The sequence below is a fragment of the Mycobacterium sp. PSTR-4-N genome (assembly GCF_022348085.1).
Classification (GTDB): Bacteria; Actinomycetota; Actinomycetes; order Mycobacteriales; family Mycobacteriaceae; genus Mycobacterium.
In genome coordinates, this window is the sequence record NZ_JAKRFN010000004.1 from 236,755 (window position 1) to 253,048 (window position 16,294).

A 16,294-nucleotide genomic window follows, 5' to 3' on the forward strand; every position below is an offset into this window, starting at 1 on the left:
GGCAAAGATGGGGGAATGACGGAACTGTGGGTGGAGCGCACCGGCGTGCGGCGCTATACGGGACGCAGCACGCGCGGCGCGGAAGTACTCATCGGCTCCGAAGACGTCGAGGGCGTCTTCACGCCGGGGGAACTGATGAAGATCGCGCTGGCGGCCTGTAGCGGGTTGTCCAGCGATCAGCCGCTGCGCCGCCGCCTGGGCGACGACTACCGCACCACGATCCGGGTCTCCGGCGCGGCCGACCGCGACCAGGAGCGCTACCCGCACCTGGCGGAGTCGCTGGAGATCGACCTCTCGAGCCTCTCGGCCGACGATAAGGTCCGGCTGCTCACCGTCGTCGAGCGGGCCATCGATTCGGTGTGCACAGTGGGGCGCACGTTGAAGTCAGGTACTGAAGTGACATTTGAGGTCAAAGATGTTGGGGGAGAGTGAGGTCCGCCTCACCGCCTGGGTGCACGGACACGTCCAGGGGGTGGGTTTCCGCTGGTGGACGCGCTCTCGCGCGTTGGAACTCGGGCTGACCGGCTTCGCCGCGAACAAGGCGGACGGACGCGTCCAGGTGGTCGCGCAGGGTCCGAGAGAGGCCTGCGAAAAGCTGCTCGACCTGCTCGAACACGGTGACACACCGGGGCGCGTGGACACCGTCGTCGCGGACTGGTCCGCAGCGTCCGACGCGCTCTCCGGCTTCACCGAGCGCTGAGGTCCGCGACGGTAGGGTAACGCGTCATGCATCTGAAGAGTCTGACGCTGAAGGGCTTCAAGTCCTTCGCTTCGCCGACGACTCTTCGCTTCGAGCCGGGCATCACCTGTGTGGTGGGCCCCAACGGCTCCGGCAAGTCCAACGTCGTCGACGCGCTGACCTGGGTGATGGGTGAGCAGGGCGCCAAGACGCTGCGCGGCGGCAAGATGGAAGACGTCATCTTCGCCGGCACGTCGTCGCGCGCTCCGCTCGGGCGTGCCGAGGTGACGCTGACCATCGACAACTCCGACAATGCGTTGCCGATCGAGTACTCCGAGGTGTCGATCACCCGGCGGATGTTCCGTGACGGCGCCGGCGAATACGAAATCAACGGCAGCCGTTGCCGTTTGACCGATGTGCAGGAGTTGCTGAGCGACTCTGGCATCGGGCGCGAGATGCATGTGATCGTCGGTCAGGGCAAGCTCTCGGAGATCCTCGAATCGCGCCCCGAGGACCGGCGCGCGTTCATCGAGGAAGCCGCCGGGGTGCTCAAGCACCGCAAGCGCCGGGAAAAAGCTGTCCGCAAGCTCGATTCGATGGCCGCCAACCTGGCCCGGCTCACCGATCTCACCACCGAGTTGCGGCGTCAACTCAAACCTCTGGGCCGGCAGGCGGAGATGGCGCGGCGTGCACAAACCATCCAGGCCGATCTGCGCGACGCCCGGCTGCGGCTGGCCGCCGACGATCTGGTCACCCGCAAGTCCGAATTCGACGACACCAACCACGCCGAGACCACGCTGCGTCGCGAGCACGACGAACTCAGTGCGCGGCTGGAGACGCGCACGCTGGAATTGGAGGCTCACGAGAGCGCGGTGGCCGAACTCAGCGAGCGGGCCGACGCCGCGCAGCAGCGGTGGTTCCGGCTGTCGGCGCTGGCCGAGCGGGTGGCTGCCACGGTACGCATCGCCAGCGAACGCGCGCAGTACCTCGATGCCGAGCCGGAGCGGTCCAGCGGACCCGACCCCGACGAACTCGAGGCGCAGGCCGATGAGATCGCCGAGCAGGAGCGCGCCCTGCTGGAGCGGCTCGAGGAATCGCGGGAACGACTCGACGGTGCGCGGGCCGAGCTCGCCGAACGCGAGCATGCCGCGGCGGAGGCCGAACGCGCCCACATGGCCGCGGCGCGGGCCGAGGCCGATCGCCGGGAGGGCCTGGCGCGCCTCTCGGGTCAGGTCGACACCATGCGCACCCGCGTCGAGTCCATCGACGAGACGGTGGCACGGCTGAGCGCAGGCATCGACGAGGCGGCCGCTCGGGCCCAGCAGGCGCAGGCCGAGTTCGAGACGGTGCAGGCTCGCGTCAGCGAACTCGACGCCGGTGAGGTCGGCCTCGACGAACACCACGACCGCACCGTGACCGCCCTGCGCCTGGCTGACGAACGCGTTGCTGAACTGCAGGCCGCCGAACGGGCCGGCGAGCGCCAGGTCGCCTCGCTGCAGGCACGCATCGACGCGCTCTCCGTCGGCCTCGACCGCAAGGACGGAGCTGCCTGGCTGCAGCAGAACCACAGCGGCGGCGGGCTTTTGGGCTCGCTGGCGGCGATGGTCAAGGTGGCGCCCGGCCATGAAGCAGCGATCGCTGCCGTGCTGGGCGCGGCCGCCGACGCGCTGGCCGTCGACGGGATCGGCAGCGCCGAAGGTGCTTTGCGCGCCCTCAAGGACTCCGACGGCGGCCGGGCGGCACTGGTACTCGGCGACTGGCCGCACACGTCGTCGGAGGCCGGCGGCGCACTGCCCGCCGGCGCGGTGTGGGCGGCCGAGGTGGTGGAGCCTGCGCCCCGGCTGCGAGGCGCGGTGATGGCGATGCTCGCCGGGGTCGCGGTGGTCGACGACCTGCGTGCCGCATTGGAAATGGTTGCGGCACAACCCGATCTGCGTGCCGTGACCACCGATGGTGACCTCGTCGGCGCGGGCTGGGTCAGTGGCGGCTCGGACCGCAAACCGAGCACGCTGGAAATCCAGTCCGAAGTGGACAAGTCGCGTGCCGAACTCGCCGATGCCGAACGTCAGACCGCCGAACTGTCCGCCGCCCTCTCCGGCGCGCTCGCCGAGCAGGCGAGCCGGCAGGATGCCGCCGAGCAGGCGCTGGCTGCGCTCAACGAGTCGGACGCGGCCATCTCGGCGATCTACGAGCAGCTCGGCCGCCTGGGCCAGGAGGCCCGCACTGCCGACGACGAATGGCAGCGGCTGATCACCCAGCGCGACGAGCTGGAGGCCGGACGCAACCGCACCATCGCCGAGCTCAGCGAGCTCGAGACCCGGCTGCATCACGCCCAGCAGGAGCCGATGTTCAACGCCGAGCCCGTCGACCGCCAGGAATGGACGGCTGCGGCCGAGGCCGCGCGGGCTGCCGAGGTGGAAGCGCGCCTGGCAGTGCGCACCGCCGAGGAACGCGCGAATGCTGTTCGCGGACGGGCGGATTCGTTACGTCGAGCGGCGTCGGCGGAACGCGAGGCCCGGGTGCGTGCCCAGCATGCACGGGAGGCGCGGGTGCGGACCGCCGCTGTGGCGGCCGTCGTTGCGGAGTCCGGAAGACTGGTCGCGCAGCGGCTGAGCAGTGCGGTAGGGGTGGCGTCGCGGGTGCGCGACGAGATCACCGCCGAACGTCAGGTCCGCGCGGCGGCGCTCGGCACGGCCCGCGACGAGGTCTCCGAACTCACCGCGAGGATCTCTGCACTCACCGACGCGCTGCACCGCGACGAGGTCGCCAAGGCGCAGGCGGCCCTGCGCATCGAGCAGCTCGAGGCGCAGGTCCTCGAGCAGTTCGGGATGGCGGCGGCCGATCTGGTCGCCGAGTACGGACCCGACGTCGCGCTGCCCCCTTCCGAGCTGGAGATGGCCGAATACGAGCAGGCCCGTGAACGCGGTGAGCAGGTGACCGCGCCGGCGCCGATGCCGTATGACCGGCCGACCCAGCAGCGGCGCGCCAAGAGGGCCGAGCGGGAGCTGGCCGAACTGGGCCGGGTCAACCCGCTGGCGCTCGAGGAGTTCGCCGCGCTGGAGGAACGCTACAACTTCCTGTCCACGCAACTCGAGGACGTCAAGGCCGCCCGCAAGGATCTGCTCGACGTGGTCGCCGAGGTCGACGCCCGCATCCTGCAGGTCTTCACCGAGGCGTACACCGATGTGGAACGCGAGTTCTCTCAAGTGTTCTCGACGTTGTTCCCCGGGGGTGAAGGCCGGCTGCTGCTGACCGATCCCAGCGACATGCTGACCACCGGCATCGAGGTCGAAGCGCGGCCGCCGGGCAAGAAGATCAAGCGGCTCTCGCTGCTGTCGGGTGGGGAGAAGTCGTTGACGGCCGTGGCGATGCTCGTCGCGATCTTCCGGGCCCGCCCGTCACCGTTCTATGTGATGGACGAGGTGGAGGCCGCGCTCGACGACGTCAACCTGCGGCGGTTGATCAGTCTGTTCGAGCAGCTGCGTGAACGTTCCCAGCTGATCGTCATCACCCACCAGAAGCCGACGATGGAGGTCGCCGACGCCCTCTACGGCGTGACGATGCGCGGCGACGGCATCACGACCGTCATCTCGCAGCGGATGCGGGGGCAGGAGCTGGTCACCAGCCCGGCCTGACCCGCGCCGAGATCGACGTTCTGGCGCGTTCTTCTCGTACTTTCCCGCCCAAACGTCGGTTTGGGCGTCAGAGGAGTTCGACGACGCCGCCGGCGCGCAATGCCGCCAGATCGGCCGCGCCGCTGCCGTGCAGGCAGATCAGCAGCTCCTCGAGGAACACCTCCAGCCAATCGACCACGGCGGCAACCGATTCGATGGCGGGCGCCAGCAGCGGCCGCGCGATCGCGACCACCTGCGCGCCCATCGCGAGCGCTGTGGCGGCGTCCATGCCGGTGCGAATCCCGCCCGAGGCGACCAGCGGCATGCCCGGCAGCACCTCGCGCACCTCACGCAGCGCCTGCGCGGTCGGGATGCCCCACTCGGCCAGTGCGGGGTGGCGGATCTCCCCGTAGCGGACGAACTGCTCGATGCGCGCCCACGACGTGCCGCCCGCACCCGCGACGTCGACGGCGGCGACCGGGTACTGCGTCAGTTCGGCCGCGGCGACGGCGCCGATGCCGTGCCCGACCTCCTTGATCATCACCGGGTAGTCGAGCGCGCCGATGACGTCGCCGAGGCGGCCCAGAGACCCGGAGAAGTCAGTGTCGCCCTGGTGCTGCATGGCTTCCTGCAGGGGGTTGGTGTGCACCGCGACGGCGTCGGCGCCGACGCGTCGCAGCGCGGCTGCCAGCCCGGGCACCATGTCCGGGGACACCTGGGCCAGCCCCATGTTGCCGATGACCAGCACGTCGGGCGCCACCTCGCGCACCGCGAAGCTGGCCGCGGCGCCCTCGTCGTCGACCATCACCCGCTGCGATCCGAGCATCATGCCGATACCCAGCTGCTGCGCCGCGGCGGCCAGGTTGCGGTTGATGATGCCGGAGAGCTTTGCGCCGCCGGTCATCGCGCCGATCAGCACCGGCGCCTTCAGGCGCCGGCCGAGGAATTCGGTGCCCAGGTCGATGGAGCGCAGGTCGGTCTGCGTCAGCGCGTTGTACGGCAGTCGGTAACGCTCGAAGCCGGTGGTCACCGTCTGGTAGTCGACCGCCTCGGTGAGGCAGACGTCGATGTGGCGGCGCTTGCGGTGATGGACCGCCGAGCCGGGGTTGACGCTCACCGGCTGTGGCCCGATCGACGCCCCTGCGACAATGGCCGGGTGAGTGAGGGTCTCTGGATCGCTATAGCGGTCATCGCCGTTCTGCTGCTCGTCGCGCTCGTGGTGGGCCTGGTGCGGTACCGCAAGCGTCGCATCAGCCTGTCCGCTCGAGACACTGCCACTCCTGTCGATCGGTCGGGCGGCTACAAAGCCGCCTCGGGCATCACGTTCTCGGCGTCAGCGCCCACCGAGACGCCTGAGAAGGCGCCCGAGCGGGCGCCGCGCCCTCCGAAGGCGCCCGAGCGTATCGACACCACCGGACTACCTGCCGTCGGCGATGATGCCACCATCCCGCGCGATGCACCGAAACGGCGCATCTCCGACGTCAGGCTGCCTGACCCGGTCACCGAGGCCCCGCCGGAGCCGCGGATGGATGCGCCGGCCCCGCCGCCCGCCCCGGCGCCCGATGTGGTCGTCCCCGAGGAGCCGCCTGCCCCGGCCCCCGAGGCGACCCCGGCCCCCGAGACCACCCCGGAGATCGATGCCATCGCGCCGGCGGAGGGCCGGTTGGACCGCTTGCGCGGCCGCCTGGCGAAGTCACAGAACACGCTGGGCCGCAGCATGCTGGGTCTGCTCGGCGGTGGCGACCTCGACGAGGACTCCTGGGAGGAGATCGAGGACACCCTGCTGATCGCCGATCTCGGCCCCGTGGTGACCGAATCGGTGGTCAGCGCGCTGCGCTCCCGGATGGCCGCGGCCAACGTCCGGACCGAGGCCGACGCCCGCGCGGTCCTGCGTGATGTGCTGATCACCGAACTCAAGACCGATCTGGATCGCTCGATCAGAGCGCTGCCGCACGAGGACAAGCCGTCGGTGCTGCTGGTCGTCGGCGTGAACGGCACCGGGAAGACCACCACGGTGGGCAAGCTGGCCCGCGTGCTGGTGGCCGACGGCCGCCGCGTGGTCCTGGGCGCGGCCGACACGTTCCGTGCGGCCGCGGCGGATCAATTGGAGACGTGGGCCTCCCGGGTGGGCGCGCAGGTGGTCCGCGGCCCCGAGGGGGCCGATCCGGCATCAGTGGCCTTCGACGCCGTCGACACCGGGATCGCCTCGGGTGCCGACGTCGTGGTGATCGACACCGCGGGCCGGCTGCACACCAAGACCGGTCTGATGGATGAGCTCGGCAAGGTCAAGCGTGTGGTGAGCAAGCGTGCCGCGGTCGACGAGGTGCTGCTCGTCCTCGACGCGACGATCGGTCAGAACAGCCTGCCGCAGGCCAGGGTGTTCGCCGAGGTCGTCGAGATCACCGGCGTCGTGCTCACCAAACTGGACGGCACCGCCAAGGGCGGCATCGTGTTCCGGGTGCAGCAGGAGCTCGGGGTCCCGGTGAAACTGGTGGGTCTGGGCGAGGGTGCCGACGACCTCGCCCCGTTCGAACCGGCTGCCTTCGTCGACGCACTCCTCGGCTGATACGCCCTGAATCGCGTGATGTAACAGCAGCGAAACGTGACCGGCCCATCCGTTCACACGGGCGAAACACCCGCGCGTCTTTGCTGAAACAACCACTGCGCATTGTCGTCATGTCCCAGGCAACGGTCGTCATTTCGCGCGGCTGTGGCATGACGAAGGAGGAATCTGCGAGTGGACCAATTCCCGACGATGGGTTTACCGGACACCGGTGACACCGCGTGGATGCTCGCCAGCGCCGCGCTGGTGTTGCTGATGACGCCCGGCCTGGCGTTCTTCTACGGCGGCATGGTGCGCGCCAAGAGCGTGCTCAACATGATCATGATGAGCATCTCCGCCATGGGTGTCGTCACCGTGCTGTGGGTGCTCTACGGCTACTCGATCGCCTTCGGCAATGACGTCGGCAACCTCTTCGGCAACCCCGCCCAGTACTTCGGGCTCAAGGGTCTGCTCGGGGGCAACGCTGCGGCAGCGGTGGTCGCCGATCCGGCTGCCGGCGTGGAAGCCGTGGACGCGGTGAACATCCCGCTGGTCGGCACGATCCCGGCGACGGTGTTCGTCGCGTTCCAGCTGATGTTCGCGATCATCACCGTCGCGCTGATCTCCGGCGCGGTCGCCGACCGCATCAAGTTCGGCGGGTGGCTGCTGTTCACCGCGCTGTGGGCCACCGTCGTGTACTTCCCGGTCGCACACTGGGTCTTCGCGTTCGACGGCGTCACCGGGGAGACGGGCGGCTGGATCGCCAACAAGCTCGCCGCCGTCGACTTCGCCGGTGGCACCGCGGTCCACATCAACGCGGGTACCGCCGGTCTGGTGCTGGCCATCATCCTGGGGAAGCGCCGCGGCTGGCCGGGCACCCCGATGCGCCCGCACAACCTGCCGTTCGTGATGCTGGGCGCCGGCCTGCTGTGGTTCGGCTGGTACGGCTTCAACGCGGGTTCGGCGGTGTCCTCCGGCGGACTCGCCGGGTCGACGTTCGTCACCACCACGGTGGCCACCGCGGCGGCGATGCTGGCCTGGCTGCTCACCGAGCGCATCCGCGACGGCAAGGCCACCTCGCTCGGTGCCGCCTCGGGCATCGTGGCCGGCCTGGTCGCGATCACCCCCTCCTGCTCGTCGGTGAACGTGGTCGGCGCGCTCGTCATCGGCGTGGTCGCAGGTGCACTCTGTGCTCTCGCCGTCGGCCTGAAATACAAACTGGGATATGACGACTCGCTCGACGTGGTGGGTGTCCACCTGGTCGGCGGCATCGTCGGCACCCTGCTCGTGGGGCTGGTGGCCGCGCCCGAGACCGGCGCGGGTGTCGCCGGTCTCTTCTACGGCGGTGGCGTCGATCAGCTGTGGCGCCAGGCCGTTGGTGCGGGGGCGGTTCTGCTCTACTCGGCCATCGGGACAGCTATCTTGGCTCTGATAGTGAAGTACACCGTCGGACTTCGGCTCAACGAGGAGGATGAATCCACCGGGGCTGACGAGTCGGAGCACGCGGAAACCGCCTACGACTTCGCATCGGTCGGCGCGGGCTCGGCACTCGGTCGTCACCCAGGCGTGGAGGGATAAGGGATATGAAGCTGATAACTGCGATCGTCAAGCCGTTCACCCTCGAAGATGTCAAGACCGGTCTGGAACAGACAGGCATCCTCGGCATGACCGTCAGCGAAGTTCAGGGCTACGGTCGGCAGAAGGGGCACACCGAGGTGTACCGCGGGGCGGAGTACTCGGTGGACTTCGTGCCGAAGGTGCGCGTCGAGGTCGTCGTCGACGACGCTGCCGTGGACAAGGTGGTCGATGTGATCGTCCAAGCCGCCCGCACCGGCAAGATCGGTGACGGCAAGGTCTGGGTGAGCCCGGTCGAGACCGTGGTGCGGGTGCGCACCGGCGAGAGGGGAGCCGACGCTCTCTGACAGAGAAGTCGAACACCGAGTCGTCTCCCGGCCAGCGCCGGGTGCGCTGGATCATCACGTGCCGGGAGGACAACTCATGACAGAGCAGAAGCCGCGACCCGCCGCCGGCGCACCCCGTTGGGTGCGTCCGGCGGCGGGATCGTCAAGTCCGGCAACTGATCTGACGGCAGCCGTCGAGCAGCTGCGGGCCGGGGGAGCCCGACTCGACTCGGCTGCCCTGCGCAATGCCCTTCGCGATCTCTACGACTTCTGGCTCACCACCAAGGCCAACGACATCGGCATCACCGCCAGCAGCGGGTTCGCCATCGTCGCCACCGGGGGTCTGGGCCGCGGTGAGGTCCTCCCGTATTCCGACCTCGACCTGATGCTGCTGCACGACAACATGCCCGCCGACATCGTCGGCGAGGTCGCCGAGCTGCTGTGGTATCCGTTGTGGGACGCCAACATTCGCCTCGATCACAGCGTGCGTACGGTGCCCGAGGCGTTGCGTGTCGCCGCGGAGGACATCTCGGCCGGGCTGGCGATGCTCGAGGCCCGGCACATCGCCGGCGACGCCGACCTGTCGGCGCTGCTGATCGGGGGTGCACGGCGGCAGTGGCGCACCGGAATCGGCTCGCGCTTCACCGAACTCGTCGAGCACACACGTGCCCGTTGGCATCGCAGCGGTGAGATCGCACACCGCGCCGAACCCGATCTCAAGTGCGGTCGCGGCGGCCTGCGTGACGTTCAGCTACTCAACGCCTTGGCGATCGCACAGTTGGCCGACGTCTATCCCAGCCGATCGCTGGCCTCTCCCACCGAAACCCTCGGCGAGGCGCATCTGGCACTGCTGAACGTGCGCACAGAACTGCACCGTGTCGCGGGCCGCGGGCGTGAGCTGCTGCTCGCCCAGCACGCCGACGAGATCGGGGCGTCGCTGCGCATCGGCGACCGATTCGACCTGGCCCGGATGCTCTCCGACGCCGCCCGCACGGTCAGCTACTACGTCGATGCCGGCATCCGCACGGCAGGCAACGCGCTGCCGCGCCGCGGCCTGTCGGCGCTGCGCCGCCCGGTGCGCCGACCGCTGGACGAGGGTGTGATCGAGTTCAACGGCGAAGTCATCCTCGCCCGCGACGCCCGCCCCGAACGCGACCCCGGGCTGATCCTGCGGGTGGCGGCCGCGTCGGCGACCACCGGTCTGCCCATGGCGGCGTCGACGCTGAGTCGTCTGGTGGAGACCGCGCCCGAACTGCGCACGCCATGGCCGCGGCAGGCGCTCAAGGACCTGCTGGTGATGCTCGCCGCCGGACCCTCGGCGGTCGCCACGATCGAGGCGCTCGACCGCACGGGCCTGTGGGGCCGGCTGTTCCCCGAGTGGGGCGCGGTGCGCGACCTGCCGCCCCGCGACGTCGTGCACATCTGGACCGTCGACCGTCATCTCGTCGAAACGGTCTCGCGGGCAAGCGCTTTGACGACCCGCGTCGCCCGACCGGATCTACTGGTGCTCGGTGCGCTGATCCACGACATCGGCAAGGGGCGCGGCGGGGACCACAGCGTGATCGGTGCCGAACTCGCGCATCAGATCGGCACGAGGCTCGGATTGTGGCCGTCGGACATCACGATCCTGTCCGCGGTCGTGCGGCATCATCTGCTTCTGCCGCACACCGCGACCCGGCGCGATCTGCAGGACCCGGCCACCATCTCCACCGTCGTCGAGGCGATCGGCGGGGACCTGACGGTGCTCGAGCTGCTGCACGCCCTGGCCGAAGCTGATTCGCTGGCCACCGGGCCCGGTGTCTGGGGTGACTGGAAGGCCTCCCTGCTGGGTGACCTGGTCCGGCGGTGTCGGCTGGTGATGGCGGGGGAGCCTCTGCCGCAACCGGATCCGATCGATCCACGCTTCCTGGACATGGCGGGTCAGCCGGGCGTGGCGGTGGAGCTCGCGCCCGGCGACAGTCCGCACATCTTCACCGTCACGATGATCGCGGCAGACCGGCGGGGACTGCTGTCGAAGGCCGCCGGGGTGCTCGCCCTGAATTCGCTCCGGGTGCATTCGGCGTCGGTCAACGGTCACAACGGTTCGGCGGTCAACACCTTCGTGGTTTCGCCGCATTTCGGCTCGCCGCCGGCGGCAGAGCTGCTGCGCCAGCAGCTGATCCTCGCCCTCGACGGGGATCTCGACGTGGCCTCGTCACTGGAGAAGAAGGGTGATCCGCAGGCGGCCCGCGCCGGCGAGGTCCGTCCGGCAGTGCCCATCCACGCACCCGCCGCGCCATCGCGTGTGCTGTGGCACGACGCCGACGACGCCGGGCGCACCGTCCTCGAGATCCGCACCACCGACCGCGCCGGACTGTTGAGCGCGCTGACTGCGGTGTTCGAGCGCAACGGCGTGGACATCGCGTGGGCGAAGGTGACGACGCTGGGCTCGTCGGTGGTCGACGCCTTCGGCGTCGTGCTGCCGCAGGACAGTGCCGCGGTGCGGCAGACGCTGGATCGGGAGTTGTTCGCCGTCTTGCCCGCGCCGGTACCGGCCGTCGAGGAAGCCAGCTAGACGGTCACTGCGCGACCGTGACCGACACCCAGGTGCCGTTGACCGCCGCCGTCCCGGTGAACGAATCGACGAGATGCGGGTCGTGCAGGGCATTGACGTTGGCGCCCGCCAACGTCCTGGCGTGGCGCCACCCGGTGTCCTGATGGCCCCAACCGTGCGGTATCGCAACGGTTCCGGCACGAATGTCGTCTGTCACGTCCACCGGCACCTCGATCTCGCCGACGGGCGAGGCGATACACGCGGTGTCACCGTCGGCAAGGCCGCGGGCCGCCGCGTCGTCGGGATGCATCAGCACCGTGCACCGGTTGCTGCCGCCCGTCATCGTCGCGACGTTGTGCAGCCAGGAGTTGTTGCTCCGCAACTGCCGGCGGCCGATCAGCTGCAGGTCATAGGCGTCAGCTGCGGCCGCGTCGCCGTCGCGCAGATGCGCCTGCGTCGCCGCGACGAACTCCACCGGTGCCAGCTGCACACGCCGGTCCTTGGTCGCGATCACCTCACGCAGCCGGGGGCGCAGCGGTCCGAGATCGACACCGCCGGGGCTCGAGCGGATCTGACGCATCGTGATGCCCTTGCGGCCCTTACGAAATCGTCCGTGCGGCCCGGTGGCCACGGCCAGCGCCGCCAGTCGCAGCGGATTGATCGCCGAGACCACCCGCGACCGCAGCGGGCCGGGCAGCGACCGCAGCGGCCGCGGCAGCAACTCGAGAGCCAAGCGGGTCAGGATCTCCCAGTCCTCGAGGCCGCCGGACGGCGGGTCGAACGAGCGGTGCTGAAAGCGAACGGTGTTGCGCACCTGGAACACCGGCGTGAGCAGGCTGACATCGTCGCGCTCCAGCGGTGACACCGGGGGCAGGATGAAGTCGGCGTGCCGGGTGGTCTCCGTGATGTACATGTCGACCGCCACATACAGGTCGAGCGACTCCAGGGCATCGTCGAGCCGGCCCCGCTGGGGGATCGACGAGACCGGGTTACCGGCATAGGTGATCATCGCGCGGATCTGGCCGGGGCCAGGGGTGAGGATCTCGTCGGCCATGACGACTGCGGGTAGCTCCGAGCGGAACGAGCGGTAGCGGCCCGATCGGTCGGTGAAACGGCCGGGCCGGAACGGTATCCGCTTGGCCAGGCGCGGCACGTCCGCCACGGGCGTGGTGAACATGGTGCCGCCCGCGCGGTCGAGGTTGCCCGTCACGGTGTTGATGACCATCACCAGCCAACTGACCAGCGTGCCCGTCGGCTGCTGACAGATGCCGATGCGCGCGTAGATCGCCGCCGACTCCGCCGCCGCGTGCTCGCGGGCGAGCGTCTGGATCGTCTCCGCGTCCACCCCCGCCCGCGGGGCCATCGCCTCCGGCGTCGCGTCGGCGACCAGATCCGCCAGCTCGGCGATCCCCGTCGACTGTTCAGCGACAGCCCTTGTGTCGCAGAGCCTTTCGGCGAGCAGAACGTGCAGCATGCCGAGCAGCAGGAACAGGTCACCGCCGGGGCGCACCGCGACGTGCTGGTCGGCCAGCCGCGCGGTCTCGGTGCGGCGCGGGTCGACCACGACGACGGTGCCCCCGCGGTCGCGGATCGCCCGGATCCGTCGTTTGGCGCCGGGCATGATCGACAACGATCCGTTGGACACGGCGGGGTTGGCGCCCAGAATCACCAAACGCTGGGTGCGGTCGATGTCGGTGACGGGGATCAGGGCGTTGGACCCGAACACCTTCCACGCGGCGAATTCGTGTGGCATCTGGTCGATCGACGACGCGGTGAAGAAATTCGGCGTACGCAGCGCCCGGCTCAGCAGGAAGCCGTAGGCCGCCCCGGAGCTGTGCGCGGCCGGGTTGCCGAGGTACATGCCCAGCGAGTTGCTGCCGCTCCTGGCGCGCACCGCCCTCAGCCGCCGCCCGATCTCGGCGAACGCCGCGTCCCAGCCGATCGGTTCGAACCGGTCCCCGACACGGCGCAGCGGTGTCCGCACCCGGTCGGGGTCGTGATGCAATCCACCCATCGCGGTGGCCTTGGGGCAGATGTAGCCGTGCGACAGCACGTCGTCGGGATTGCCCTCGATACGGGTGACCTGACCGTCGGCAACGGTGACGTGCAGTCCGCAGTGCGCCTCGCACAGCGTGCACTGGCTGATGTGGGTGACGTGGTCGAGCGGGCCGGACGGGTCCCGGTGCGCGGTGGTCAAGGGCAAGTCGACAGCTGTCATCGGACCTCCGCGGGCTTGTCGGATGGCTCATACGCTAATGGGTGTGCACCGGGGGCGACCAGAGGTCAGCGCGGCTTTCTCGCTGCAACGCACCGACCGTTAGGCTGGCGAGGTGTTTGAATCCCTGTCCGACCGGTTGACCGGTGCCCTGTCGGGCCTGCGCGGCAAGGGCCGGCTCACCGACGCCGACATCGATGCCGTCGCGCGCGAGATCCGCCTGGCACTGCTCGAGGCCGATGTCTCGCTGCCCGTGGTCCGTGCGTTCATCGCCCGTATCAAGGATCGTGCCAAGGGCGCCGAGGTGTCCGCCGCGCTCAACCCGGCCCAGCAGGTCGTCAAGATCGTCAACGAGGAGCTCATCGCGATCCTCGGCGGTCAGACGCGCCAGCTCGCGTTCGCACGCAACCCACCGACGGTCATCATGCTGGCCGGCCTGCAGGGTTCGGGTAAGACCACACTGGCCGGCAAGCTCGCCAGGTGGCTGAAGGGTCAGGGGCACACGCCGCTGCTGGTGGCCTGCGACCTGCAGCGCCCCGGTGCGGTCAACCAGCTGCAGATCGTCGGTGAGCGGGCCAGGGTGGGCGTGTTCGCCCCCCATCCGGGCACCGCGCCCGGCGCCGCCGAGGTCAAGGGCACCGCCGACCCGGTGGCCGTCGCCGCTGCCGGTCTGGCAGAGGCCAAAAGCAAGCACTACGACGTCGTCATCGTCGACACCGCCGGCCGGCTGGGTATCGACGAAGAGCTGATGAGTCAGGCCGCCGCGATCCGCGACGCCGTGCAGCCCGACGAGACGCTGTTCGTTCTCGACGCGATGATCGGTCAGGACGCCGTCACCACGGCCGATGCCTTCCGGGAGGGTGTCGGCTTCACCGGCGTCGTGCTCACCAAGCTCGACGGCGACGCTCGTGGTGGCGCTGCGCTGTCGGTGCGCGAGGTCACCGGTGTGCCGATCCTGTTCGCGTCCAGCGGCGAGAAGCTCGAGGACTTCGACGTCTTCCACCCCGACCGGATGGCCAGCCGCATCCTCGGCATGGGCGACGTGCTCACGCTCATCGAGCAGGCCGAGCAGCATTTCGACGCTGAACAGGCCGAGGCCACCGCCGCCAAGATCGGCAGTGGCGAGCTGACCCTCGAGGACTTCCTCGAGCAGATGCTGATGATCCGCAAGATGGGGCCGATCGGCAATCTGCTGGGCATGCTGCCCGGTGCCGGGCAGATGAAAGACGCCCTGGCCGCGGTCGACGACAGCCAGCTGGACCGGGTGCAGGCCATCATCCGCGGCATGACACCGGCCGAGCGCGCCGACCCGAAGATCATCAACGCGTCGCGGCGGCTGCGCATCGCCAACGGCTCCGGGGTGACCGTCGCCGAGGTCAACCAGCTGGTGGATCGGTTCTTCGATGCGCGCAAGATGATGTCGCAGATGGCCGGGCAGATGGGAATGCCGTTCGGCCGCAAGAACACTCGCAAGGCGGGCAAGGGCAAGAACAAGCAGGCCGGCAAGAAGAAGGGCGGGCGCGGGCCCACGCCGGCGAAGAACCGAAACCCGCTCGGCGCCGGAATGCCCGCCGGTTTCCCCGACCTGTCCAACATGCCGAAGGGACTCGACGAGCTCCCGCCGGGTCTGGCCGGCATCGACCTGTCGAAGCTGAAGTTCCCCAAGAACTGATGGCGCCGGCGCTGCACGTCCGCGGGCGTGGGCTGCCCGACGGCGAACCCGTCGAGTGGTGGATCGTCTATGAGGGCTCGCCCGAAGAGGGTGGGCGGGGCGGGCTCCTGTCCGCCGAACCCGTGGCGGGCGCCGAGACCGTGTTTGATGGAGGCTGGATCCTGCCTGGTCTCGTCGACGCCCACTGCCACGTCGGGTTGGGACCGGACGGTGAGATCCCGCTGGACGAGGCGATCCAACAGGCCGAGGTCGAGCGCGGGGTCGGCGCGCTGCTCCTGCGCGACGCCGGATCTCCCACCGACACGCGCATTCTCGACGAGCACCAGGACCTGCCGCGGATCATCCGGGCCGGGCGACACATCGCCCGGCCGAAGCGCTACCAGCGGGGGTTCGCCGCCGAGCTCGCCGACGAAGCGCAGCTGCCCGCGGCGGTGGCCGAACAGGCGCGTCGCGGGGACGGCTGGGTGAAGATCGTCGGAGACTGGATCGACCGCGACACCGGCGACCTGGCTCCGCTGTGGTCCGACGACGTCCTGGACGCGGCGATCGATGCCGCGCACGCCAACGGCGCCCGGGTCACCGCCCATGTGTTCAGCGAGGACGCCCTACCCGGCCTGATCCGCGCCGGCATCGACTGCATCGAACACGGCACGGGACTCACCGAGGACACCATCGACCTGATGGTCGAGTACGGCACCGCGCTGGTGCCGACGCTGATCAACATCGAGAACTTCCCCGACATCGCCGCCGCGGCGCACAAGTACCCGCGCTATGCGCAGCACATGCGCGCCCTCTATGCGACGTGCAGCGAGCGTATCGCCGCGGCCCGGGAAGCCGGTGTGCCCATCTACGCGGGCTCGGATGCGGGCAGCGCCGTCGCGCACGGCCGCATCGCCGAGGAGGTGGATGCGCTCAAAGCGATCGGCATGACGCCGACCGACGCGCTGGGCGCGGCGTGCTGGGACGCCAGGGAGTGGCTGCGCCGGCCAGGCCTCGAGCACGGGGCATCCGCCGATTTCGTCTGCTACGCCGACGATCCCCGCACCGGTGCCGACGTGCTCGCCCATCCGACGCTCGTCGTGCTGCGCGGAAAGGTCTACCGCGGGTAGCTCCGTCGCTGCCCGTCCTAGGATGGCGC

At 69.7% G+C, this 16,294-nt stretch carries 11 protein-coding genes; 9 read left to right on the top strand and 2 right to left on the bottom strand.

The window, feature by feature from the left end; translation table 11 throughout:
• Window positions 1-15: 15 nt before the first annotated feature.
• From MHN84_RS07970 to smc, 3 genes are read left to right on the top strand one after another with little or no spacing between them, the layout of a single operon-like run.
• Window positions 16-432, top strand: coding sequence for an OsmC family protein (locus tag MHN84_RS07970; protein ID WP_241204087.1), 417 nt, complete (start codon window positions 16-18; stop codon window positions 430-432).
• Window positions 416-700 carry an acylphosphatase gene (locus MHN84_RS07975; RefSeq protein ID WP_241204088.1) on the top strand — a complete coding sequence of 95 codons (285 nt, stop codon included), beginning with the start codon at window positions 416-418 and terminating at the stop codon, window positions 698-700. The genes MHN84_RS07970 and MHN84_RS07975 overlap by 17 nt, the downstream gene beginning before the upstream one ends.
• Window positions 701-726: 26 nt before the next feature.
• Entirely contained in the window at window positions 727-4,314 is a 3,588-nt protein-coding gene (gene smc, locus MHN84_RS07980) for a chromosome segregation protein SMC (protein ID WP_241204089.1), read from the top strand.
• A 67-nt stretch (window positions 4,315-4,381) separates the two neighbouring features.
• On the opposite strand, the gene fni is transcribed toward smc, so the two are convergent.
• Entirely contained in the window at window positions 4,382-5,410 is a 1,029-nt protein-coding gene (gene fni / locus MHN84_RS07985) for a type 2 isopentenyl-diphosphate Delta-isomerase (protein ID WP_241204090.1), read from the bottom strand.
• Between the two features lie 39 nt (window positions 5,411-5,449).
• Between fni and ftsY the strand changes: the two genes are divergently transcribed.
• The 4 genes from ftsY (at window position 5,450) to MHN84_RS08005 (ending at window position 11,290) form a co-directional block, all read left to right on the top strand.
• The gene (gene ftsY / locus MHN84_RS07990; RefSeq protein WP_241204091.1) at window positions 5,450-6,859 is read left to right on the top strand and encodes a signal recognition particle-docking protein FtsY; all 1,410 of its coding nucleotides are present in this window, start codon (window positions 5,450-5,452) and stop codon (window positions 6,857-6,859) included.
• Between the two features lie 171 nt (window positions 6,860-7,030).
• A complete protein-coding gene (locus MHN84_RS07995; protein WP_241204092.1) occupies window positions 7,031-8,413 on the top strand; it encodes an ammonium transporter in 1,383 nt (460 codons plus the stop codon).
• 5 nt (window positions 8,414-8,418) lie between these two features.
• On the top strand, window positions 8,419-8,757 hold the full coding sequence (locus tag MHN84_RS08000) for a P-II family nitrogen regulator (protein ID WP_011779408.1): 339 nt from the start codon (window positions 8,419-8,421) through the stop codon (window positions 8,755-8,757).
• A gap of 76 nt (window positions 8,758-8,833) precedes the next feature.
• The gene (locus MHN84_RS08005; protein ID WP_241204093.1) at window positions 8,834-11,290 is read left to right on the top strand and encodes a [protein-PII] uridylyltransferase; all 2,457 of its coding nucleotides are present in this window, start codon (window positions 8,834-8,836) and stop codon (window positions 11,288-11,290) included.
• Between the two features lie 4 nt (window positions 11,291-11,294).
• Here MHN84_RS08005 and MHN84_RS08010 read toward each other — a convergent pair whose 3' ends face one another.
• Window positions 11,295-13,487 (bottom strand): molybdopterin-dependent oxidoreductase, encoded by a 2,193-nt coding sequence (locus MHN84_RS08010; protein WP_241204094.1) that lies wholly within the window; start codon window positions 13,485-13,487, stop codon window positions 11,295-11,297.
• 112 nt (window positions 13,488-13,599) lie between these two features.
• Here MHN84_RS08010 and ffh point away from each other — a divergent pair, with 112 nt between their 5' ends.
• Window positions 13,600-15,156 (top strand): signal recognition particle protein, encoded by a 1,557-nt coding sequence (gene ffh / locus MHN84_RS08015; protein WP_241204095.1) that lies wholly within the window; start codon window positions 13,600-13,602, stop codon window positions 15,154-15,156.
• Window positions 15,156-16,265, top strand: coding sequence for an amidohydrolase family protein (locus MHN84_RS08020; protein WP_241204096.1), 1,110 nt, complete (start codon window positions 15,156-15,158; stop codon window positions 16,263-16,265). The genes ffh and MHN84_RS08020 overlap by 1 nt, the downstream gene beginning before the upstream one ends.
• Window positions 16,266-16,294 lie beyond the last annotated feature (29 nt).

Bases quoted from the DNA above. Each gene is read 5' to 3' on its own strand.
- MHN84_RS08000 (WP_011779408.1), top strand. From the start codon at position 8,419: ATGAAGCTGATAACTGCGATCGTCAAGCCGTTCACCCTCGAAGATGTC.
- MHN84_RS08010 (WP_241204094.1), bottom strand. From the start codon at position 13,487: ATGACAGCTGTCGACTTGCCCTTGACCACCGCGCACCGGGACCCGTCC.
- smc (WP_241204089.1), top strand. From the start codon at position 727: ATGCATCTGAAGAGTCTGACGCTGAAGGGCTTCAAGTCCTTCGCTTCG.
- MHN84_RS07970 (WP_241204087.1), top strand. From the start codon at position 16: ATGACGGAACTGTGGGTGGAGCGCACCGGCGTGCGGCGCTATACGGGA.
- MHN84_RS08020 (WP_241204096.1), top strand. From the start codon at position 15,156: ATGGCGCCGGCGCTGCACGTCCGCGGGCGTGGGCTGCCCGACGGCGAA.
- MHN84_RS08005 (WP_241204093.1), top strand. From the start codon at position 8,834: ATGACAGAGCAGAAGCCGCGACCCGCCGCCGGCGCACCCCGTTGGGTG.
- MHN84_RS07975 (WP_241204088.1), top strand. From the start codon at position 416: ATGTTGGGGGAGAGTGAGGTCCGCCTCACCGCCTGGGTGCACGGACAC.